Source organism: Streptomyces olivoverticillatus (genome assembly GCF_014203555.1).
Taxonomy (GTDB): domain Bacteria; phylum Actinomycetota; class Actinomycetes; order Streptomycetales; family Streptomycetaceae; genus Streptomyces; species Streptomyces olivoverticillatus.
This window is the reverse complement of sequence record NZ_JACHJH010000001.1, coordinates 1,115,930-1,136,220: the sequence shown is the minus strand read 5'-3', so window position 1 is coordinate 1,136,220 and position 20,291 is coordinate 1,115,930. Positions and strand designations below refer to the sequence as shown.

The following is a 20,291-nucleotide window of genomic DNA, read 5'->3' as shown; positions in this document are numbered from 1 at the left end:
CCCCGCTTGTACGCCCCTGCCCCCGCGGGTCCTCTATCGGCACGTCACGCCACCGTGGACTCGGCCGAGGAGGCCTCCGCCCCGCCCAGGGGCGCCGTTGCCTCGCGGCCGAGGCCTCCGCCGTCCTCCGTCATGGCCCGGTCCGTGTAGACGAGCGGCCGCTCGGCCTCCGTGATCAGGTGTTTGACCACTTGGACATTGCCGTTGACGTCCCACACTGCAATGCCCGGCGTGAGCGTCGGAATGATCTCCACCGCCCAGCGGGGCAGGCCCAGCACCCGGCCGGTGGCCCGTGCCTCGTCGGCCTTCTGGGCATAGATCGTGCGGGTCGAGGCCATCTTCAAGATGGCCGCGGCCTCCTTGGCCGCCGCCCCGTCGACCACGTCGGACAGGTGGTGCACCACCGCCACGAACGACAGGCCCAGCCGCCGTCCAAACTTCAGCAGCCGCTGGAAGAGCTGCGCCACGAACGGCGAGTTGATGATGTGCCAGGCCTCTTCCACCAGGAAGATCCGCTTCTTGCGGTCCGGCCTGATCCAGGTGTGTTCCAGCCACACCCCGACGATCGCCATCAGGATCGGCATGGCGATGGAGTTGCGGTCGATGTGGGAGAGGTCGAAGACGATCAGTGGGGCGTCGAGGTCGATGCCCGCGGTCGTCGGCCCGTCGAACATGCCGCGCAGGTCACCGTCCACCAGCCGGTCCAGCACCAGCGCGACGTCCAGTCCCCAGGCCCGTACGTCGTCTATGTCGACGTTCATCGACTCCGCCGACTCCGGCTCCGGGTGCCGCAGCTGTTCGACGATGTCGGTGAGGACCGGCTGCCGGTCGAGGATCGTCTCGTTGACGTACGCGTGCGCGACCTTGAGGGCGAAGCCCGAGCGCTCGTCCAGGCCACGGCCCATGGCGACCTCGATGATCGTGCGCAGGAGGGCGAGCTGGCCGGTGGTGGTGATCGCCGGGTCGAGCGGGTTGAGGCGGATGCCGCCCTCGCGGGCGGTCATCGGGTCGAGCCGGATGGGGGTTATACCCAGTTGCTGGGCGATCAGGTTCCACTCGCCGACGCCGTCCTCGCCCTGGGCGTCGAGGACGACGACCTGCCGGTCGCGAAAGCGAAGCTGCCGCAGCACATAGGTCTTCTCCAGCGCCGACTTGCCGTTGCCGGACTCGCCGAGGACGAGCCAGTGCGGGGCGGGCAGCTGCTGGCCGTAGAGCTGGAAGGGGTCGTAGATGTAGCCCTTGCCGGAGTACACCTCACGCCCGATGATCACGCCCGAGTCGCCGAGGCCGGGTGCCGCGGTCGGCAGGTAGACGGCCTGCGCCTGTCCGGTGGAGGTCCGTACGGGCAGCCGGGTGGTCTCGACCTTTCCGAAGAGGAAGCTGGTGAAGGCGTCGGTGACGGCGGCAAGCGGATCGAGCACGGGAAAACCCCTAACGTCCCTACGTCTCTACGTCTCTAGCGGCGGATGCCGGTCGCGAACGGCAGCGTGTTGACGAAGGCGCGGTGGTGCTCGCGGTCGCACCACTCCAGCTTGAGGTAGCTCTTGCCCGCCGAGGCTCTTATGGTCCGCTTGTCGCGCGCCAGTGCCTCCGGCGAGCGGGACGAGACGGTGATGTACCCGACGAGGTTGACGCCCGCGGCGCCGCTGGCCAGGTCCTCGCCGCGCTGGTCGACGCGCGAATGGTGGGCGACGTCGCGCGGGTCGACGACGCGGTTCATCTTGGCCGCGCGGGAGGCGTCGGCGTCGTCGTTCGTCTTCTCGGTGAGCATGCGCTCGATCGCCACGTCCGTCGGCTCCAGGTCCATGCAGACCGCGACCGTGCGGATCACGTCCGGGGTGTGGACGAGCAGCGGGGCGAGGAAGTTGACGCCCACCGGCGTCATCGGCCACTCCTTCACCCAGGCCGTGGCGTGGCACCAGGGCGCGCGCGTGCTCGACTCGCGCGTCTTCGCCTGCAGGTACGTCGGCTCCATCGCGTCCAGCTCGGCCGGCCAGGCGTTGCGCTTGGTCATGGCCTGGATGTGGTCGATGGGGTGGTCCGGGTCGTACATGGAGTGCACGAGCGAGGCCAGCCGGCCCTGCCCGAGCGGCTGCCGCACCCGGATGTCCGCCTCGGCCAGCCGCGCGCAGATGTCGGTGAGCTCGCGCGCCATGACGACGGCCAGGCCCGCGTCCCGGTCGATGCGGCGCTTGCCGCCCTCGACCCGGGAGGCGCGGGCGATGGCCTGCGCCTCGGAGGCCAGCTCCCGGCTGTAGTGCATGCAGGCCACGAGGTAGGCGCGGTGCTGCTCGGAGGAGGTGGAGACCATCGACTGCAGCTGGTCGTACGAGTCCTTGAGCCAGTCCGGCGACGTGTCGTCGCCGCGCCGCTCGACGTCCTTGGCGTGCGCGTCGGGGTCGGCGGGCAGCGTACGGGCCAGTATCTGCAGGCGGGTGACGTATCCGTCGCCGTTGGCCACGTGCTTGAGCAGCGTGCCGAACCGCTCGACGAGAGCCTCCTGGTCCTCCGAGTCGCGCAGCCCGACGCCGGGGCCCTCGATCTCGATGGCGGCGGTGACGGTGCGGCGGTCGGCGTGCAGCAGCACGGCGATCTCGTCGGGCCCGAAGGGGGCGGCCAGCCAGTTGATCCGCCCGATGCCGGGCGGCGGACCGACCTCCACCTCACGCCCGTCCGCGCGTGTGCCGGCCTCCATGACGGACGAGCGGTACGTCGTGCCGCGGCGCAGGGTGCGCTTGTACGTGCGGTTGATTTCGAACCACTTGTAGAACGTGCGGTTCTTGTACGGGACGTAGACGGCCGCCAGCGCGAGGGCCGGGAAGCCGGAGAGCGTGACGATGCGCAGCGGCAGGATCGGCACCAGCAGCCCGCACATCATGCCGATGAACGCGCCCGCGATGATCAGTGCGATCTCGCCGGTCTCCCGGTTCTTGCCCACCACCGCATTGGGTCGTGCGCGGCCGATCAGATACGTACGGCGGGCCGCGATCGGCTGGGACTGGGCCGGGATCGTCAACTCCGCTCACCTCCGGATGCCTTGCCGTTGTTGCTGTTGCCGTTCTTCTGCGCCCGCGGTGCGGGGGCAGGGGCGGAGGGAGCGCTTCCGTTGCCGCCGCCGGACGCTGCGGGGGCGGCGGGCCGTGCGCTGTGGGCGGCGACGCCACCGGACAGCGGCGCGGCGGGACGGGCGGGGGCCGTTTGCTGGCCGCCACCGCCACCGCCACCGTTGCCGCGGGCGCTGTGGGTGGTGATGCCCTGCTTGACCAGGGCGGCGGGCGAGGAGATCACCGCGGCGGCGCGGCGTGAGGCCACGTCGTTGCTGGCGTTGCGGCTGCTGATGATCTCGTCTCCGAAGCCGGGTACGAAGCGGTAGATCATCGCGCTGGCGAAGATGGCGAGGATGATGATGGCGAGGCCTGAGACGACTGCCGAGAAGGAGTTCGGCCCCTTGCCGGAGGAGAGCGCTCCGGCGAGCCCCAGCACGATCACGATGATCGGCTTCACCAGGATCACGGCGATCATGATCCCGGCCCAGCGGCGGACGTGCCCCCACATGTTCTTGTCCACCAGCCCCGCGTAGACGGCGGTGCCGAGCAGCGCGCCGACGTAGAGCAGGGCGGCGCGGATCACGAGCTCCAGCCAGAGCACGCCCGCGGCGAGCACGGAGACGAGCGAGACGACGATCAACATGATCGGGCCGCCGCCGATGCCCTGGCCCTTCTTGAGCGCGTCGGCGAAGCCGCCGAAGAACGCGTCGTTGTTCGAGGAGGCGCCGGTGGCGATGACCTCGGTGACGGCGTCGGTGGCCGACACGACGGTGTAGAGGATCAGCGGGGTGAAGGCGGAGGCGAGGACGGTCAGCCAGAGGAAGCCCACGGCTTCGGTGATGGCCTCGGTGAACGGCACGCCGCGCACGGCACGCTTGGCGACGGCCAGGAGCCAGAGGACGAGGGTCAGGATGGTGGACGCGGCGAAGACGACGGCGTACTGGCGGAGGAAGGCGGGGTTGGTGAAGTCGACGTTGCCGGTCTTGTGGACGGCTTGCGAGAGCTTGTCGACGATCCAGGAGGCGGCGTCGGCGCAGCCTTTGGAGAGGGAGGTGAGGGGGTCCGCGGCGCCGGGATCGGCGGGGACTTGGGTGGTGCCGCCGGTGCCTTTGCCGCCTTGGCAGTACTGCTTGGCAGGGCCGACAATGAGGTCGCACTGGTCCTTGGCAGACGGGCTCGGCGTCGGCGTCGGGGTCGCAGCGGGCGTCAGAGTGGCCGCCGGTGTCGAACCTGGCGCCGATGGCGGCGGTGTGGGCGCGGCTACCGCGCGAGTGGCCAAGAGGATGACACTGGCCTGGAGACTCGCCATGACGCCGGCGAGAGCGAGAGCACGGCGGGGCCTACCGGGCATAGCTGAACCCTCCGTATTGCTCGACCGCCTTCGCGATCTCGTCGGCGTTGGATGCGGTGCGATCGCTGTTGACCGGAGCCGGGCCGTCCTTCTGCGCGAAGCTCTCGGCCTTCCAGTCGCCGTCCACCCACCGCAGCTTGATGGTCATGGTGAACCAATCGTTGGCCACTGGATTGGTGGAGCTGACTCCTGCGGTCCCGAACAAGCCTGTGCACCAGACGTCGACGGATGCGGAGGCATCGCTGTACGACGTGGTCTTCGTGCCAATCGGTGCGGTGCGTGACACATATGTCATGCCCTTGGCTGCCTCGCCCTGCTCGTTCAAGCCGAGCTTGGACAGGAAGTCCTTGGAATAGGCGTTGTCGAGGCTCTTCTGGAGCTCGGGCACTTTGTCGCTGACGAAGATTTGCGGCACGATCTCGTGCCGTCTCTCGGGCTTGAGGATGTCAGCCGAAACCAGCGCCACCGCAAAATTCGCCGCCGCCGACTGTGCCCCCTGCTCCGAATGAGCGAAACCGGAAGCGATCCCCCCGCTCTTGCCCTCCACCGGCTTCGTCCCCGACGGCGCAGTCGGCCCGCTGCTGACGCCCTTGTGCCCCGACGCCGAGTCGGCACTGTCGGACGACGCCGAGTCCCCGCCGCCTCTGTTGGCGAAGGCAATCGCCGCAATGAGCAGCACCACGACACCCACGACCGTGATCAGGTTCCGCCCGGAAGGCCGCCCGCGCCGGGCGGCAGGGGCGTACGGGTCGACCTCGCCCTCCGGCAGCCGCGTACGCGTCACGTGGTGGCGGTCGTCCTCGCCGTAACCGTCGTCGCCGAGACTCATCGCTCGCCTGCTTCCTCATCCGTCGTGGCCGGCCTGCCGCCCGTATATGACGGTAGCGGTGTGAACGGATTCCGGGGGGCGGACAAGGGGGTGTGAGGGGGCATCAGGTGGCTGCCTCGGTGCGGGAGGAATCAGGGGCGGAGCGGACGGGGGCGCGCGGGGGCGGTCAGACCGCCATGCCGTAGACGATGGTGAACAGGGTGCCGAGCGAGCCGATGATGAAGACCCCGGTCAGGCCCGCGACGATCAGTCCCTTGCCCTGCTCGGCGCTGAACGTGTCACGGAGCGCCGTCGCACCGATCCGCTGCTTTGCCGCGCCCCAGATCGCGATCGCGAGGCACAGCAGGATCGCCACGGCCATGATGACCTCGATCATCACGCGCGCTTCCCGGCCGAGACTGCCGAACGGCCCCCAGTTCGGGGCGATTCCGCCAATAATGGTGTTGATGTCGCCTTTACCGGCCGCAAAAAACATCTCTAACTCACCGCCCCTTGTAGCTACTTGTGTCACCGCTGCCCCATGGCAAAGGTCGGTACCTATCTTCGCCGACAAAGCCGCGATCGCATGTCGATTTGGCGGCATTTTTTGTCGAAACTCGAATGAGGCGGCGGCGCTGCCGCCCCGACCTGGTGACTCTGTGTATCACGCGCATGGACGCCGAGCAATGTTCGGCGAGGTGGGCGGGGGAGCGGGTGTGCAAGTGACAGTCTGTTCGGTCGGTACGCTGCTGCCCCTGCGCAGGAAACAAGATCAAAGGTGGGGGACGGGTGCTGGTTGCCGGTCGGTACCGGTTGGGCGAGCCGCTCGGCCGTGGCGGCATGGGTGAAGTCTGGCAGGGGCAGGACGAAGTGCTGGGCCGTCAGGTGGCGGTCAAGCTTCTTCTCGCCGACGAGGGCGACGAGAACGCCGCCATGCGCTTCCGGATGGAAGCTCAGACAGCAGCCCGTCTGAATCATCCTCAGGTCGTCGGCGTCCATGACTTCGGGGCCTGGGAAAACCGCTTCTACCTGGTCATGGAGCTCGTTGAGGGCCCCAGCCTCGCGGCCGAGCTCGCCGCCCGCGGCGCCCTCGACCCGCCGGCCGTCGCCGACATCGCCGCCCAGACCGCCTCCGGCCTCGCGGCCGCGCACCGGCAGGGCATCGTCCACCGCGACGTCAAACCCGGCAACCTCATGCTCGGCGCCGACGGCACCCTCAAAATCGGCGATTTCGGCATCGCACGTTTCGTCGACGAGACCTCCGCCGCCCTGACCCGCGCAGGCCAGATCGTCGGTACGAGCACCTACCTCGCCCCCGAGCGCGCTCTGGGGCGCACGGCTGGTCCGGAGTCGGACGTGTACGCGCTGGGGTGCGTGTTGTACCAACTGTTGACCGGACGTCCCCCGTTCTGGGACGAGAATCCGACCGCACTCCTCTATATGCACGTCGACCAGGCGCCGGTGCCGCCGTCGCAGCGTCGCGGCGACGTTCCGCAGCCGTTCGAACGGCAGTTGCTGCGGATGCTGGCCAAGGAGCCGGCGGAGCGGCCCACCGCGCAGGAGGTGGCGGACTTCTTCGCCGGTTCCGCGTGGCGCGAGACCCCCCGGCAGCCGCTGCCGGGCGCCCTGCCGGCCGCGGTGCCGCCGAGACCCGCGGCACCGCCCCCGGCTGCGCCGCCGCCGTCGTTCCCGCTGCGGCTGCCGGAGCCGCCGCAGCCGATCGCCTATGCGCCGTCGCCGCCGACGCCCGGCCACTCACGCCGACGGCCGCCGCCGCAGGGACCGAAGGTGCCGTTCCCCGTGCTCCTCGGAGCCGCCGTGTTCGTCATGGCCGCACTGATCGGTGCGCTGCTGTTCTGAACGCGCGTCACTCGGCCGGTGCCGGTTCCTTCGGAGCAGCAGGTCGGCTCGCCTGGAGCGCTCCGAGGACCCACGGCAGGTTTTTGCTGTCGACGACGATCAGTACCGTCGTCTCGCCGTCCCGGCACTCCGCCACATGGCTGCCGGGCACGGCCTGCACGGGGTCCGATCGGTAGGAGGGACGGACGCGCACCACTTCCAGGGTCGGCGGCACGGGCCTGCGGGCGATGTTCGCGGTGGGGTCGGGCGTCGACGCCAGGCCGTCGGGCCCGGCCACGATGACGTTGAACCCCTCCACGCTGTACGGGACGTCGCCGAGGATCACACCGCCGAAGATCTCCTCCTCGGCGGGTACGAGCGGCTCGACCTCGATCCCGTCGGACTTCGTCCGGCGGTCCCGGAGGACGTTCCAGACGGCCACGGCAGTGGCCACGAGCAGTACGGGCGCCGCCCCGATCGCCGTGTACCGCAGCGTCGCTGCGGTGCTGTCCCGGGAGAAGCCGCCGAGCGCCCCGATGCCCGCGACGAAGAGCGCCGCGACCCCCCAGACGCTCGTCTGCCACGGTGCGCGCTTCGGTGAGGCGCCGGACCTGCGGGCCAGCCAGTAGGCGCACCAGAACGCGTAGAGGGCGAGCGACGGCAGCGCCGTGCCGATGGCGGCCGGGAGGTGGTACGTGCCCCTCGGGTCCGCGTCGGTGTACTGCCGTTCTCCGTTGAGCTCCACGAACCGGATCTGCTTCCGCCACGACCACGCGGTGACCTGGTCGCCCTTCCTGGCGATGTCGACGACCGGGTACGACATGTCGTTCATCTTGACGCGGAGGACGGTGCCGTCGCCCTCGGTGAGGCTGAGCCAGTAGTGCGTGGTCCTCCGCGAGTGGTCGGCTTTGACGTCTTTGACCGTGGCGGTCACGGACCGTATGCAGTCCGGGGAGGTGGCCGCCCTGCCGGCAGCCGGGCAGATGTGAGCCTTGGTGAAATCGCGCTCCTGCACGTGCCTGGCGGGGACGGAGACGAGGAGCAGCACGTACGCGCCGACCGCCAGCGCGAGACCGACCACCGCGAACGCGACGGCCGACCAGCGATCCTTGCGAGACTCGGGGGCCCTGCGGACCTTGATCAACATGGCGGCATTGTGCACCTGCCATTCCTGGGCCGAGCGTCGGGGTCGCCCTGTCGGTAGCGTCGGCAACCATGCGGATACTTGTTCTTGGCGGCACGGCCTTCGTGGGCCGCGCCATCGTGGAAGAGGCCCTGCACACCGGGGCCGAAGTGACCTTGTTCGGCCGCGGCAAAACCGGTCCCGAGCTGTTCCCCCAACTGCCCCGGCTCATCGGCGACCGCGACACAGGCGACTACGCCGCCCTGCACGACGGCAGTTGGGACGCGGTCGTGGACGTCAGCGGCTACGTCCCGCGGCACGTCGGGCAGGCGATGGACGCGCTGGGGGAGCGGGCCGGGCGCTACCTCTTCGTTTCCAGCCACGCCGTGTACGAGCAGACGGGCGTGGAGCCGGGCTCCGACGAGGACACCCCGCGCCGCACCCCCGTACGCGACACGGAGGAGCTCGACAACGAGACCTACGGCCGGTTGAAGGTGGCCTGCGAGGACGATGTGCTGGCCCGGTACGGCTTGCGGGCGACGATCGTGCGGCCGGGGAAGGTGGCCGGGCCGTACGACCCGTCGGACACGTTCACGTACTGGGTGCGCCGGGCGGCGCGGGGCGGGCGGGTGGCGCTGCCCGCCGATCCCGCGCAGCCGGTGCAGGTCGTCGACTCGCGCGACCTGGCCCGCCTGGTGGTGCAGCTGCTAGCCGACGACCGCCCCGGCGCGTTCCATGCCGTGGGCCCTGTCGAGCCGGTCACGCTCGGCGGGCTCATCGGGACGTGCGCGCGGGTCGCGGGCACATCGGTCGAGATCGTGCGGGTGTACCCCGAGGAGCTGTCACCGATGTTCCCGCTGGTACGGGCGAACTGGACGTCCCAGCAGCGCAGCCCGGCACGGGCGCGGGCCGCGGGCTTGACCGCGACCCCGCTTGAGGTGACGGCCGCCGACGTCCTGGCCTGGGACCGCGAGCGCGGCGAGCCGCCGCTCCAGTGCGGATTCTCCCTGGAGGAGGAGCGGGCGCTGCTTGCCCGGTCCTAGTCAGTCCTCCCCGACCCAGCCCCGGCCGCTTGCCGACTCCCGGTGCGGGCCGTCGTGGCCGGAGGGCAGGCCGCACTTCGGCCAGCCGAAGTCGTCCATCAGGTTGTCGGGGGCGAGCTGTCCGCAGAGGTTGTCGTTGATCACGACGCAACTCTCGCACACGGGTGCTTTGCCGGTCAGTCCTCGATGCCCTCGACGAAGTGGTCGAACTCGCCCGCCTTCACGCCGAGCACGAACGCTTCCCACTTGCGCTGGGTGGTGATGACGATGTTGTCGGGGTCCGTATTGACGCGGATGTAGACGTTGTCCACGTCGTCCCCTTCGCCGAAGGCGATCTCGAAGTACTCGGGCTCGTCCTCCTCGGCCGCCTTGATCCAGTTGAGCTCCTGCATGGCCCCTCCATGGGATGTTCGACGACCGGTTCCGGGCGCCCACGATAGCCCTGGTGGGGGCGTGGCTGATGGGGTTTCAGCGCCTCGCGTGCGCGAGCAGGGCCCGCAGGGCGGCGGGGGTTGGGGTGAGGATGGTTTGGGGGTTCTTGCTCTCCCGGAGGTGGAGGGTTGGGGCTGCGGCCACTTCGAGGCATTCGCCCCCGTTTCCGCCTCCGCTGAAGCTCGACTTCTGCCAGCGAGCAGGCGCCAGGGTCACCTCTATGCATTCGCCGTTGGCCCCGCCTGGCCCGCTAAAGCTCGACTTCTGCCACCCGGGCGGGGTCACCGCCACTTCGAGGCACTCGCCTGTGCCTCCAGAGCCACTGAAGCTTGACTTCTGCCACATGAGCTCTGGCATGACTTTCCTTTCACAGGGTGTACATCAGGTGCCGGATGAGACCGAGGGAATCTCGCTTTGCATGCAACTCGGGTTCGAGTTGTGCGTCAATCGGTTCCAAGGCCACCGTGCTGAGGCGATCGAAGGCCTCCGAGAACTGGCCGAACCGATCGTGGTCGCTGATGAATGGGCACGTGATGGGCTGCTCTACGTAGACGGTGTTGAGGTCCGGTACGGGACCTTCGAAGATGACGAACGGCATGCTGAAACGAGGCGGATGGACGTTTGCCTTGAACGGCAGAATCTGGATCTGAATGTGTGACAGCCGGGCCATCTGGACCAAATGCTGAATCTGGCGGCGCATGACGTCAGCAGAGACAAACTGCATATGTAGGGCGGCCTCGTGAATCACCGCATGAAACGGCAGCCCTCTCTCTGTCAGGACGTGCTGCCGACGCAGGCGAAACTCAATGTACTTGTCCAAGAGCGCCGCACTGGCGTCTGGTTCACCCCCGGTGATTACCGCCCGGACGTAGTCCGGAGTCTGGAGCAGACCCGGCACGTACAACCACTGGAATGACCGGTAGATGGTGGTTGACGACTCCAACTCGGCCAGGTCGAGTGCATGGGCGTCATGGCTGGCCTTGTACTCCGACCACCACCCACGGCCTGTGGTCTGGCTCATCTCAACCAAGGCCTCGATGAGGGGCTCGCTAGTGCAACCGTAAATGCGAGCCAAGGTGCGAAGCTTGTCCTCAGGGATCGCCGTACGACCGGTTTCGATGTGGCTCATGTGGGCTCGACCAAGGCTGACATGGGCCCCGGCTTCGGTTGCAGACAATCCACTGGCCTCGCGCATCCTGCGCAGCTCTTCGCCCAGCCGCCGCTGACGTTGGCTCGGGTTGGTCCGTAGGCCCATGAGCCGACTCCCCTCGTTGATCGCTCCGAAGTCTGCCCGTGGCGAGCGGAGTTGGTCCACTCGTGGGGGGAACTTTCAGCGATTGGGTTGAGCTAGCTAAACGGCGCCCCCTATCGTCGAACCCGAACCGCCCTCCCCGGCGAGCCATAAGCCGGAAGTGCACCGCGCCCGCATGCCCGCGCGACAACGCCACCGCACCCCGCCCCGGAGGGCACCGGTGAACCGAAGGAGTCACGTCATGTGCCCCAGCACCACCGCAACCGTCGCCTCCCGGAACGGGATCTTCGCGCCCCGGTCCGACTTCTCCCTCGTCTTTCCGCCCGCCCCCGGCTGGGTCCGTACCGCTCGTGAAGCCGTACGCACCGCCCTCGCCGCTGCGCAGCGCGAGGAACTGGCCGACACCGCCCTCCTCCTCACCTCCGAAGTGGTGACCAACGCCGTCAACGCCTGCCTCGGCAGCGGCTGCTCCGCGCCCGTCAGCGTGTCCGTCGGGTGGATGTCCGGCGGGGCGCTGCTCGTGCTCGTGTACGACGACGCGCCCGGCGGGCCTGCGCAGTGCGGGCAATGGGTGCCGCCCGAGGCGGAACGCGGGCGGGGGCTGTTCCTCGTGCGTACGCAGGCTGTCGACTGGGGCGTGTGCGGAAACAGGCCCGGCCAGGGCAAAGCCGTGTGGTTCCGACTCGTAGGCTGAGACGAGCCGTTGGGCGCGCAGCTGGGCTGACGGACCGTACGGAATTACGGATACGCGGCGGGTCCGTGGGGGAGGATTGCGGGGTGCGGAAGCTCTGGGTGGGCGTGAGTGTCGGCATCGGGGTGTGCCTGAGTTTCGTCGGGCTGCTCGTCGTCGGGGTGTACGTGGCCGCAGGGAACCTCGACGGGTTCGGGGGCAAGGGGTCGGTCGGCCTGGCCAAGGGGTCGGTGCCCGATCAGTACCAGCCGCTGCTCTCGAAGTGGGGCAATCTCTGCCCCGCGCTCAACCCCGCCGTGCTCGCCGCGCAGATCTACACCGAGAGCAACTGGAACCCGAGAGCCGTGAGTCCGGCGGACGCGCGGGGGATAGCGCAGTTCATCCCGGAGACGTGGGCCGGGTACGGCATCGATGCCAATGGTGACGGAAAAGCGGACATCTGGGATCCGGGGGATGCCATCCCCTCCGCCGCCGTCTACGACTGCGACCTTGCCAAGTACGTCAAGAGCGTGCCGGGGGACCTGACGGACAACATGCTGGCTTCGTACAACGCCGGCTCGTACGCCGTCATCAAGGCGGGCGGCATCCCCGCGTACAGCGAGACGCAGGGCTATGTGAAGTCCATCCGCAGCCTGGAGAAGAGCTTTGCGCGGCCGATCGGTCGGGTGGCGCCCTCTCAGCAGGCAGCCGGGGCGATCTACTTCGCGCAGGACAAGCTCGGCACCCCGTACCTGTGGGGTGGCGAGGGCGGCAAGGAGGACAACGGCCGCTTCGACTGCTCGGGGCTGACCCAGGCCGCGTACGCCTCGGTCGGCATCACCCTGCCGCGGGTGGCGAACGACCAGTGGAACGCCGGGCCGCACCCCAAGCGTGACGAGCTGCTGCCCGGAGACCTGGTGTTCTTCGCGCACGACTTGAACGATCCGCGCAGCATCCACCACGTGGGCCTGTACGTGGGTGGCGGGTACATGATCAACGCGCCGTACACGGGGGCGGTGATCCGGTTCGACAAGATCGACATGCCGGATTACATCGGGGCGACCCGGGTGACCGCAGATGGCGCGAAAGCGCTCCCCAAGCCGAACGGAGCCTGAACCGCGGACCCCGTGCAGGGGGCATGGGTCACCCTTCGATAACGTCCTAGTGATCATTGAGTGGAGAGTGGAACGGCCGGTTGGAGCCGGGCGTTCCATTGGGAGTGGGAAAGCAGCGCCCGCCACTGGACCCGGGCGCACGGACCACGGGGGTCGGTAGCTGGACGTAGCAGCAACGGGCGACAGATAAGGGGCCGTGGCATATGGGCTGGCATATGGCTGGACTCGTGATGGAGCACCCCATGCCGGAGGCCACGGGCGGGTCCAACCCGGACGTCAGCCTGCTCTACGACATCAACGGCATCGCCAAGGGCGCGCCGCACTGGGCGGATCGCGCCATGGAGTTCATCGGCGAGTACGGGATCGTCTTCGGCTTCGCCGTGCTGATGCTGTGCGCGTGGTGGAGCCTGCGCAAGGGCCGGAACGCCCCGGCCGCGATGGCGGCCCTGCTGTGGGCGCCGCTGGCGGCCGGGATCGCCCTGCTCGTCAACGTCCCGATACGCGGCTTCGTCCGCCGGCCGCGGCCGTTCCTGGACCACCAGGGGCTGGAGGTCCTCATCAAGGGGAAGACGGACTTCTCCTTCGTCAGCGACCATGCGACGCTGACGATGGCGCTGGGCGTCGGCCTCTTCGTGGCGAACCGGAAGTACGGGCTCATCGGCATCGGCCTGGCGCTGCTCGAAGGCTTCTGCCGGGTCTACTTGGGCGTGCACTACCCGACGGACGTGGTCGGCGGCCTCGCGCTCGGCACGGCCGTGGCGCTGCTGCTCGCGCCGTTGGCCATGATGCTGCTGACGCCGCTGATGCGGGCCCTCGCCGGCACGCGCGCCGGATGGCTGGTGCGCTCGGCCGATGCTCCGGCCGAGCACGAGCCCATGTCGGCGGCCGAGGCCGGGGCGGCGATGCCCGGCCACGGACACCACCTGCACCACCGCGACAACGACCTCGCCGCGTAACACCGACACCACGTCCGCCGGCATCACAGCGCCTGCGGGAAGTCGAAGAGGCGCCCCGGGTCGTACTGTCGCTTGATCTTCGCGAGCCGGTCCGCCGCGTCGCCGTAGTACGCCTTGCGCCAGTCCTTGAGGGTGGGGTCGGTGTAGTTCTGGTACGCGGCGCCGGATGCGTAGCGCCGCATCGCCGACTGTGCGCCGTCCAGCCATGATGTCTGCGTGGCGCCCGAGCCGCCCGCCGCCCAGGACGTCAGGTACTGGGCCAGGAAACGGGACTTGCGGTGCACGAAGGCCGTGTCCAGCGTGCCGACCCGGTTGACGGCGCCGCCGAGTGCGGTGAGCTGTACGGAGGCGCCGCCGCTGCCGCCCTTGCGGCCGAAGCGCTCCAGCTGGTCGAGGAGCGTCCGTATGCCCGACGAGTCCAGTGAGCGGTCGAAGAAGTCCGAACGCGCCACGTACGTCTCGCGGTCCAGCTTGCCGGAGGACTCGCGGCCGGGCGTACGGCCGGGGAGGTGGCACTGCTCGGTGGACTTGTCGTCGCAGCCCGCGTAGGCGCGCACGGTGTCGAGATAGGTGTGGCGGCGCAGCCGCGGCGTGCCGGAGGAGCCGCCCGCCTTGCCGACCTTGTCCACCAGTCGGCCCAGGGCGTTTTCGAGGTCTCCGTACGAACCGATCGAGAAGGCGGCCACGGATATGTGCGGAGTACCGCCCGCGGCGGCGGAGAGGTCGCAGGCCGACCAGATCTCGTCGGGGCAGCCCGGTCCCCACTCCTGCCAGGCCCGGATCACGGCCGCGGCCTTCGCCCAGGGGAAGGAGACGTAGCCGGTCACGCCGCCCGCCACGGCGTGGGTGCGGAAGGACAGTTCGGTGACGACGCCGAAGTTGCCGTTGCCCGCGCCGCGCAGGGCCCAGAAGAGGTCGCTGTTGTGGGAGGAGTCGCAGATGACGGTCTTGCCGTCGGCGGTGACGAGGGTGGCGCCGGTGAGGCTGTCGCAGGTGAGGCCGTAGGCGCGGGAGAGGATGCCGTGGCCGCCGCCGAGGGTGAGGCCGGAGACGCCCACGGTGGGGCAGGAGCCGCCGGGGATGGTGACGCCGTGGGAGGCCAGGCCCGAGTAGACGTCGATGAGTTTGGCGCCGGCGCCTATGACGGCGGTGGTGGCGGAGGTCGTACGGACCGTTTTCAGCCGGGAGACGTCGATGACGAGCCGGTCGTTGCCGCTGGACCAACCGGCATAGCTGTGGCCGCCGTTGCGGATGGCGACGGGTATGGAGAAGCGGCGGGCGAAGGACAGGCAGGCCGCTATGTCCCCGGTGCCCTTGACGTAGGCGATGCCGGCGGGGCGCAGCTGGTCGAAGCGGGTGTTGTACAGCCGCCGGGCCGCGGTGTAGTCGGCGTCGTCCGGGCGGATGAGGCCGCCGCCGAGGCCCTTGCCGAGGGCGGTCCAGTCGGCCGCGGCGGCCTTGGACGCGCGGCTCGCCCCGCTGCTGCGGCCGGGTGCTGCATGCCCGGTGCCGCCGGCGCAGGCGACGGCCCACACTCCGCCCGCCGCAACTCCCGTGCCCGCGGCCAGCAGGCCGCGCCTCGTGATGACCATGACCGGTCTTGCCCCCTTGCATCGACGTCCTGGTGCCTGCCCCGACGTCCGCCGTTCAATCAGCGGTTCCCCGGACAGCTGTTCGCTGTTCCGGTGCGGCTGATGGGTCGGTGTGTTCGGCGGAAAGTCGGTCGATCATGCAGATGACGTGATGAACCCGGTGGTTCCGGTGCACGGCCGTCGAATGGGTCGGATGCCGAATGCGGTCGGGTGTCGAGTTCGGTCGGATGTCGAGTCCGGTCGGTGCCGGACGCGGTCGGTGCCGTCAGATGCCGGACGAGACCTGGGTGGCGTGGTTGTCGGCGTCCTCGCGGGCCAGCGAGCGGGCCCTGCGGGCGGGGCCGTACCAGCCGCAGGTGCAGCGGGCGGTGCAGAAGGAACCGCGCTCGCTGGTGGTGGTGGCGTGATCCGCGCCGTGCTGCGCGGGTGCGGTATCGGACACGGGACCACGCTACCGGGCCCGTGACGGCGACCCACGCGTGCTCGTTGAGGAGAACGAGTTCCACCTAGCGCTTTCGGCAGGGGGCTGACGGTCATGGCTGTGCAGCGGCACAGACGCAAAGGCGGGGTCGTCGCCACCGCGGTGGCGGGCGGCCTCGCCTTCGGGCTGCTCGTGTTCGGCTGCGCGGACCGGGAGGCGGACGACGCGCGGGAAGGCGCCTCCGTCCGGATCGGCGGCCGGTCCGGGCAGGCGCACGGGGCCGGGCTCGCCGGGCTTGCCGCTGTCGACCCCGTACGGGCGCTCGCCGCCGTGCGCGAGGCCCCGCGGGCGCTGGCCCGTGCGGGCGGGGCGAAGGTGCGGACGTTCATGGAGACCGCCAGCGGCGGCACCCGGCTGACGATCCAGGGGCGCGGGGCCTACGACTTCGAGCGGCCGATCGGGCGGCTGACGGTGCTGCTGCCCGAGGATGCGGCGGGGGCCGCCGAGCACCGGCCGATCACCGAGGTCTTCACGCCCGGTGCCCTCTATATGAAGAACCGCGGCGCGGGTGTTCCCGTCGGCAAATGGGTACGGCTGGAGGCGGGGGAGCTCGCGGACGGCGATCTGCTCACCAGCGGGGCCACCGATCCCCTTGCGGCGGCCGAACTGCTGGGCGGCGCGGGGGAGGTGGCGTACATGCGGGACGAGCAGATCGACGACGCGCGGGTGGCGCACTACTGGGGCACGATCGACCTCGAACGGGCGGCGGCGTCGGCGCCCGAGCGGGACCGGTCGGCGCTCGCGGCGGCGGCGAAAGGGTTTTCCAGTGGGACGGTGGCCTTTGACGCATATCTCGACCGGCAGGGCAGGCCGCGGCTGCTGCGCTACCGCTTCAGCGTGGGGGGCGGCTCGCGGGGCGGGGCCGCCGACGGCGGCGGCATCAGACGGACGGCCGACGGCGCCGTGACCACCGCCTCGGCCCCCATGACCGTGGTGTCGACGGTCGAGCTTTCGTCCTTCGGACCGCAATCGGGCATCTATTTGCCGGCTCCCGGCGATATCTATGCGGGGACGGTCGCTTCGCCGCAGAAATAGCGCGGCAGGGCGTAGTTGGCCATGGAAATGGTCCATCTGTGCCATGCGCGGCGTGTGTACCGATCACTACGCTGGAAACCCGAGGGGGCGATCGGGGCGGCCGGTCGACGGACGGCCGGTGGCCGGGCATCGCACCCCGAGGAGACCCGAGGAGGTGAATCACGTGATTTCGCGACGCGGGTCGTCGGGCGGGACGGATCCCGTGGCCCTCATCGAGATCGATCTCTATGGCGATTTGATGATCGCGGCGTCCAGCGCGGCGGAGGACCGGCTCAGCCCGGACCGGATCGACGAGGTGCTGCGCGTGGTGAGGCGGTCGGCCGAAGCGGCGGAGGGGGAGACGGGGGGATAGAGGACAAGGGACCCGCGAAGGGCCCCCGGCATAAGAGGGCCCGCCTCAGGTGCGCAGCAGCCGTGCGATGGCCGCGCTCGCCTCAGCCACCTTTGCGTCGATTTCCTCGCCGCCCTTGAGCGCCGCATCCGCCACGCAGTGGCGCAGATGCTCCTGGAGCAGCTGCAGGGCGAACGACTGCAAGGCCTTCGTGCTCGCCGACACCTGCGTGAGTATGTCGATGCAGTAGACGTCCTCTTCCACCATGCGCTGGAGGCCGCGGATCTGGCCCTCGATCCGGCGCAGCCGCTTGAGGTGCTGGTCCTTCTGCTGGCTGTAACCATGCGGACCGTGGCCGTGACCGTCTTCGCAGGCCCCGCCGGCAGGCGGTTCCGTGTCGCTGGTCACTGTCGTGTCGGTGATCGTCATGGCGTCCTCCGTAGGTCTTCTCCGCGGGGCACCGCCGGTCGCCCGCCGGGTGCCGGGGCGTGCCGCGCTTTTCGGCCACCCCGTGCGCATACCCCCGCCGGGTATATGGTACCGAAAATCGCCGCCACAGGCCCGTACCGGTTTCATGAGCACTCTGCCCGATGGGCGACACTGAGGGAATGCCAGTTAGCTGTGGCCGGATGATGCGCCTAGCATCAACGAGACCGAATCCGCTGCACCCCGAGGATCCCACGTGCGCTTTCGTCTGACCCCCAGGGAGACGAGCTTCTACGACATGTTCGCCGCCTCCGCGGACAACATCGTCACGGGCTCCAAGCTCCTGATGGAACTGCTCGGAGCGGATGCGTCCGCACGGGCCGAGATCGCCGACCGGATGAGGGCAGCGGAGCACGCGGGGGACGACGCGACGCACGCGATCTTCCACCAGCTGAACTCCTCTTTCATCACGCCGTTCGACCGTGAGGACATCTACACCCTCGCCGGTTCGCTCGACGACATCATGGATTTCATGGAAGAGGCCGTCGACCTGGTGGTCCTCTACCAGATCGAGGAATTGCCGAAGGGCGTCGAGCAGCAGATCGAGGTTCTCGCGCGGGCGGCCGAGCTGACCGCCGAGGCGATGCCGAACCTGCGCACGATGACGAACCTCACGGAGTACTGGATCGAGGTGAACCGGCTGGAGAACCAGGCGGACCAGATCCACCGCAAGCTCCTCGCCCACCTCTTCAATGGCAAGTACGACGCCATCGAGGTGCTCAAGCTCAAGCAGATCGTCGATGTGCTCGAGGAGGCCGCCGACGCGTTCGAGCACGTGGCGAACACGGTCGAGACCATCGCGGTCAAGGAGTCCTGACCTCCGGTGGATACGTTTGCGCTTGTCGTGACCATTGGGGTCGCGCTCGGATTCACCTATACGAACGGCTTCCACGACTCCGCGAACGCCATCGCGACCTCGGTCTCCACGCGGGCGCTGACCCCGCGCGCGGCCCTGGCGATGGCGGCCGTGATGAACCTCGCGGGTGCCTTCCTCGGCAGCGGGGTCGCCAAGACCGTCAGCGAGGGCCTGATCGAGACGCCGACGGGCAACAAGGGGATGGGCATCCTCTTCGCGGCGCTGATCGGTGCGATCGCCTGGAACCTGGCCACCTGGTACTTCGGCCTGCCGTCCTCCTCCTCGCACGCCCTCTTCGGCGGCATGGTGGGCGCGGCGCTCGCGGGTGGCACGACCGTCATCTGGTCGGGCGTCCTCGAGAAGATCGTCATCCCGATGTTCCTCTCGCCGCTCGTCGGCCTGGTCCTCGGCTATCTGGTGATGGTCGTGATCATGTGGATGTTCCGCAAGGCCAACCCGCACAAGGCGAAGCGCGGCTTCCGCATCGCCCAGACAGTCTCGGCCGCGGGCATGGCGCTCGGCCACGGTCTGCAGGACGCGCAGAAGACCATGGGCGTCGTGGTCATGGCGCTGGTGATCGGTGATGTGCAGGGCAAGGGTGCCGCCATCCCGATCTGGGTGAAGATCTCCTGTGCGCTGATGCTCTCGCTGGGTACGTACGCGGGTGGCTGGCGCATCATGCGGACGCTCGGCCGCAAGATCATCGAGCTGGACCCGCCGCAGGGCTTCGCGGCGGAGACGACCGGTGCGTCGGTCATGTTCACCACGGCGTTCCTGTTCAAGGCGCCGATCTCCACGACCCATGTGATCACCTCGGCGATCATGGGTGTCGGTGCGACGAAGCGGGTCAACGCCGTGCGGTGGGGAGTGGCCAAGAACATCATTCTCGGCTGGTTCATCACGATGCCGGCCGCGGCCGGCGTGGCCGCGCTCAGCTACTGGCTGGTCCGCCTGACGTTCGGGTGATCCGCCCGGGGCCGTGCCCCGGAAACGCATTGGGCCCGGCCCCCCTGGTACGAACAGGGGGGCCGGGCCCTTCGCCTTGCGGTGGCACCGCCATGCAGCACCGCGAGGCGGTCTTGGGGGGGCGGGCCTAGCCGAAGCGGCCCGAGATGTAGTCCTCCGTCGCCTGGACCGACGGGTTGGAGAAGATGCGCTCCGTGTCGTCGATCTCGACCAGCTTGCCCGGCTGGCCGACGCCCGCCAGGTTGAAGAAGGCGGTGCGGTCCGAGACGCGGGCCGCCTGCTGCATGTTGTGCGTCACGATCACGATCGTGAAGCGCTCCTTGAGCTCGCCGATCAGGTCCTCGATGGCGAGCGTGGAGATCGGGTCGAGCGCCGAGCAGGGCTCGTCCATGAGGAGGACCTGCGGCTCGACCGCGATCGCGCGGGCTATGCACAGGCGCTGCTGCTGGCCGCCGGACAGGCCCGCCCCCGGCTTGTTCAGGCGGTCCTTGACCTCCTTCCAGAGGTTGGCGCCCTTGAGCGACTTCTCCACGACCGCGTCCAGCTCCGCCTTGCGGAGCCGGCCGCCGTTGAGGCGCACGCCGGCCACGACGTTCTCGTAGATGGACATGGTCGGGAAGGGGTTCGGCCGCTGGAAGACCATGCCGACCGTGCGGCGCACGGAGACCGGGTCGACGCCGGGGCCGTAGAGGTTCTCGTCGTCCAGCAGCACCTTGCCCTCGACGCGGCCGCCGGGGGTGACCTCGTGCATGCGGTTCAGGGTGCGCAGGAAGGTGGACTTGCCGCAGCCGGACGGGCCGATGAAGGCGGTCACGGAGCGGGGCTCGACGGTCATGGAGATGTCGTCGATGGCCTTGTGGGCGCCGTAGAAGGCGGAGAGGCCGCTGACGTCGATTCGCTTGGCCATG

The 20,291-nt window shown here is 69.3% G+C and carries 23 protein-coding genes; 9 read left to right on the top strand and 14 right to left on the bottom strand.

Annotation, left to right across the window (positions count from 1 at the left end; translation table 11 throughout):
• Positions 1-44: 44 nt before the first annotated feature.
• The 5 genes from FHS39_RS05345 to FHS39_RS05325 form a co-directional block, all read right to left on the bottom strand.
• Complete coding sequence (locus FHS39_RS05345) at positions 45-1,421, bottom strand: ATP-binding protein (protein ID WP_184346550.1); 1,377 nt, start codon at positions 1,419-1,421, stop codon at positions 45-47.
• Between the two features lie 35 nt (positions 1,422-1,456).
• Positions 1,457-3,016, bottom strand: a complete 1,560-nt coding sequence (locus FHS39_RS05340; RefSeq protein ID WP_221462299.1) for an SCO6880 family protein — start codon at positions 3,014-3,016, stop codon at positions 1,457-1,459.
• Positions 3,013-4,398, bottom strand: coding sequence for a hypothetical protein (locus tag FHS39_RS05335; protein WP_184346549.1), 1,386 nt, complete (start codon positions 4,396-4,398; stop codon positions 3,013-3,015). Before FHS39_RS05335 ends, FHS39_RS05340 begins: the two co-directional genes overlap by 4 nt.
• Entirely contained in the window at positions 4,388-5,227 is an 840-nt protein-coding gene (locus tag FHS39_RS05330; protein ID WP_184346548.1) for a DUF8175 domain-containg protein, read from the bottom strand. The genes FHS39_RS05335 and FHS39_RS05330 overlap by 11 nt, the downstream gene beginning before the upstream one ends.
• A gap of 166 nt (positions 5,228-5,393) precedes the next feature.
• Complete coding sequence (locus FHS39_RS05325) at positions 5,394-5,702, bottom strand: hypothetical protein (RefSeq protein ID WP_184346547.1); 309 nt, start codon at positions 5,700-5,702, stop codon at positions 5,394-5,396.
• A 293-nt stretch (positions 5,703-5,995) separates the two neighbouring features.
• Between FHS39_RS05325 and FHS39_RS05320 the strand changes: the two genes are divergently transcribed.
• The gene (locus FHS39_RS05320) at positions 5,996-7,066 is read left to right on the top strand and encodes a protein kinase domain-containing protein (protein WP_184346546.1); all 1,071 of its coding nucleotides are present in this window, start codon (positions 5,996-5,998) and stop codon (positions 7,064-7,066) included.
• 7 nt (positions 7,067-7,073) lie between these two features.
• Here FHS39_RS05320 and FHS39_RS05315 read toward each other — a convergent pair whose 3' ends face one another.
• Positions 7,074-8,192: a hypothetical protein gene (locus FHS39_RS05315; protein WP_184346545.1), complete on the bottom strand. Its 1,119-nt coding sequence runs from the start codon at positions 8,190-8,192 to the stop codon at positions 7,074-7,076.
• 68 nt (positions 8,193-8,260) lie between these two features.
• Here FHS39_RS05315 and FHS39_RS05310 point away from each other — a divergent pair, with 68 nt between their 5' ends.
• A complete protein-coding gene (locus FHS39_RS05310; RefSeq protein WP_184346544.1) occupies positions 8,261-9,211 on the top strand; it encodes an NAD-dependent epimerase/dehydratase family protein in 951 nt (316 codons plus the stop codon).
• Here the strand turns inward: FHS39_RS05310 and FHS39_RS05305 are convergent, their stop codons facing one another.
• The 4 genes from FHS39_RS05305 to FHS39_RS05290 all read right to left on the bottom strand — a co-directional run bounded on the left by FHS39_RS05305 (position 9,212) and on the right by FHS39_RS05290 (position 10,898).
• Complete coding sequence (locus FHS39_RS05305; protein WP_184346543.1) at positions 9,212-9,355, bottom strand: hypothetical protein; 144 nt, start codon at positions 9,353-9,355, stop codon at positions 9,212-9,214.
• A 32-nt stretch (positions 9,356-9,387) separates the two neighbouring features.
• Entirely contained in the window at positions 9,388-9,603 is a 216-nt protein-coding gene (locus tag FHS39_RS05300; protein WP_184346542.1) for a DUF397 domain-containing protein, read from the bottom strand.
• Between the two features lie 76 nt (positions 9,604-9,679).
• Positions 9,680-9,988: a DUF397 domain-containing protein gene (locus tag FHS39_RS05295; protein WP_246469968.1), complete on the bottom strand. Its 309-nt coding sequence runs from the start codon at positions 9,986-9,988 to the stop codon at positions 9,680-9,682.
• 22 nt (positions 9,989-10,010) lie between these two features.
• Positions 10,011-10,898: a helix-turn-helix domain-containing protein gene (locus FHS39_RS05290; protein ID WP_184346540.1), complete on the bottom strand. Its 888-nt coding sequence runs from the start codon at positions 10,896-10,898 to the stop codon at positions 10,011-10,013.
• Between the two features lie 238 nt (positions 10,899-11,136).
• Here FHS39_RS05290 and FHS39_RS05285 point away from each other — a divergent pair, with 238 nt between their 5' ends.
• The 3 genes from FHS39_RS05285 (at position 11,137) to FHS39_RS05275 (ending at position 13,636) form a co-directional block, all read left to right on the top strand.
• Positions 11,137-11,589, top strand: a complete 453-nt coding sequence (locus tag FHS39_RS05285; RefSeq protein WP_184346539.1) for an ATP-binding protein — start codon at positions 11,137-11,139, stop codon at positions 11,587-11,589.
• Between the two features lie 83 nt (positions 11,590-11,672).
• Positions 11,673-12,680 carry a C40 family peptidase gene (locus FHS39_RS05280; RefSeq protein WP_343069360.1) on the top strand — a complete coding sequence of 336 codons (1,008 nt, stop codon included), beginning with the start codon at positions 11,673-11,675 and terminating at the stop codon, positions 12,678-12,680.
• A 215-nt stretch (positions 12,681-12,895) separates the two neighbouring features.
• Positions 12,896-13,636: a phosphatase PAP2 family protein gene (locus FHS39_RS05275; RefSeq protein WP_184346537.1), complete on the top strand. Its 741-nt coding sequence runs from the start codon at positions 12,896-12,898 to the stop codon at positions 13,634-13,636.
• Between the two features lie 23 nt (positions 13,637-13,659).
• Here FHS39_RS05275 and FHS39_RS05270 read toward each other — a convergent pair whose 3' ends face one another.
• Together FHS39_RS05270 and FHS39_RS05265 are read right to left on the bottom strand one after the other, a co-directional pair.
• Positions 13,660-15,228: an FAD-binding oxidoreductase gene (locus FHS39_RS05270; protein ID WP_221462298.1), complete on the bottom strand. Its 1,569-nt coding sequence runs from the start codon at positions 15,226-15,228 to the stop codon at positions 13,660-13,662.
• A 265-nt stretch (positions 15,229-15,493) separates the two neighbouring features.
• Positions 15,494-15,670 carry a hypothetical protein gene (locus FHS39_RS05265; RefSeq protein ID WP_184346536.1) on the bottom strand — a complete coding sequence of 59 codons (177 nt, stop codon included), beginning with the start codon at positions 15,668-15,670 and terminating at the stop codon, positions 15,494-15,496.
• A 93-nt stretch (positions 15,671-15,763) separates the two neighbouring features.
• On the opposite strand from FHS39_RS05265, the gene FHS39_RS05260 reads away from it, so the two are divergent.
• Both FHS39_RS05260 and FHS39_RS05255 read left to right on the top strand, forming a co-directional pair.
• Positions 15,764-16,744, top strand: coding sequence for a hypothetical protein (locus FHS39_RS05260; protein WP_184346535.1), 981 nt, complete (start codon positions 15,764-15,766; stop codon positions 16,742-16,744).
• A gap of 163 nt (positions 16,745-16,907) precedes the next feature.
• Positions 16,908-17,096 carry a hypothetical protein gene (locus FHS39_RS05255; protein WP_184346784.1) on the top strand — a complete coding sequence of 63 codons (189 nt, stop codon included), beginning with the start codon at positions 16,908-16,910 and terminating at the stop codon, positions 17,094-17,096.
• Between the two features lie 45 nt (positions 17,097-17,141).
• On the opposite strand, the gene FHS39_RS05250 is transcribed toward FHS39_RS05255, so the two are convergent.
• Positions 17,142-17,504, bottom strand: a complete 363-nt coding sequence (locus FHS39_RS05250; protein ID WP_184346534.1) for a metal-sensitive transcriptional regulator — start codon at positions 17,502-17,504, stop codon at positions 17,142-17,144.
• 253 nt (positions 17,505-17,757) lie between these two features.
• Here FHS39_RS05250 and FHS39_RS05245 point away from each other — a divergent pair, with 253 nt between their 5' ends.
• Together FHS39_RS05245 and FHS39_RS05240 are read left to right on the top strand one after the other, a co-directional pair.
• A complete protein-coding gene (locus FHS39_RS05245) occupies positions 17,758-18,378 on the top strand; it encodes a DUF47 family protein (protein WP_184346533.1) in 621 nt (206 codons plus the stop codon).
• 6 nt (positions 18,379-18,384) lie between these two features.
• Positions 18,385-19,383, top strand: coding sequence for an inorganic phosphate transporter (locus FHS39_RS05240; RefSeq protein WP_184346532.1), 999 nt, complete (start codon positions 18,385-18,387; stop codon positions 19,381-19,383).
• A 127-nt stretch (positions 19,384-19,510) separates the two neighbouring features.
• Here FHS39_RS05240 and pstB read toward each other — a convergent pair whose 3' ends face one another.
• Positions 19,511-20,290 (bottom strand): phosphate ABC transporter ATP-binding protein PstB, encoded by a 780-nt coding sequence (gene pstB, locus FHS39_RS05235; RefSeq protein WP_184346531.1) that lies wholly within the window; start codon positions 20,288-20,290, stop codon positions 19,511-19,513.
• Position 20,291: the final 1 nt, after the last annotated feature.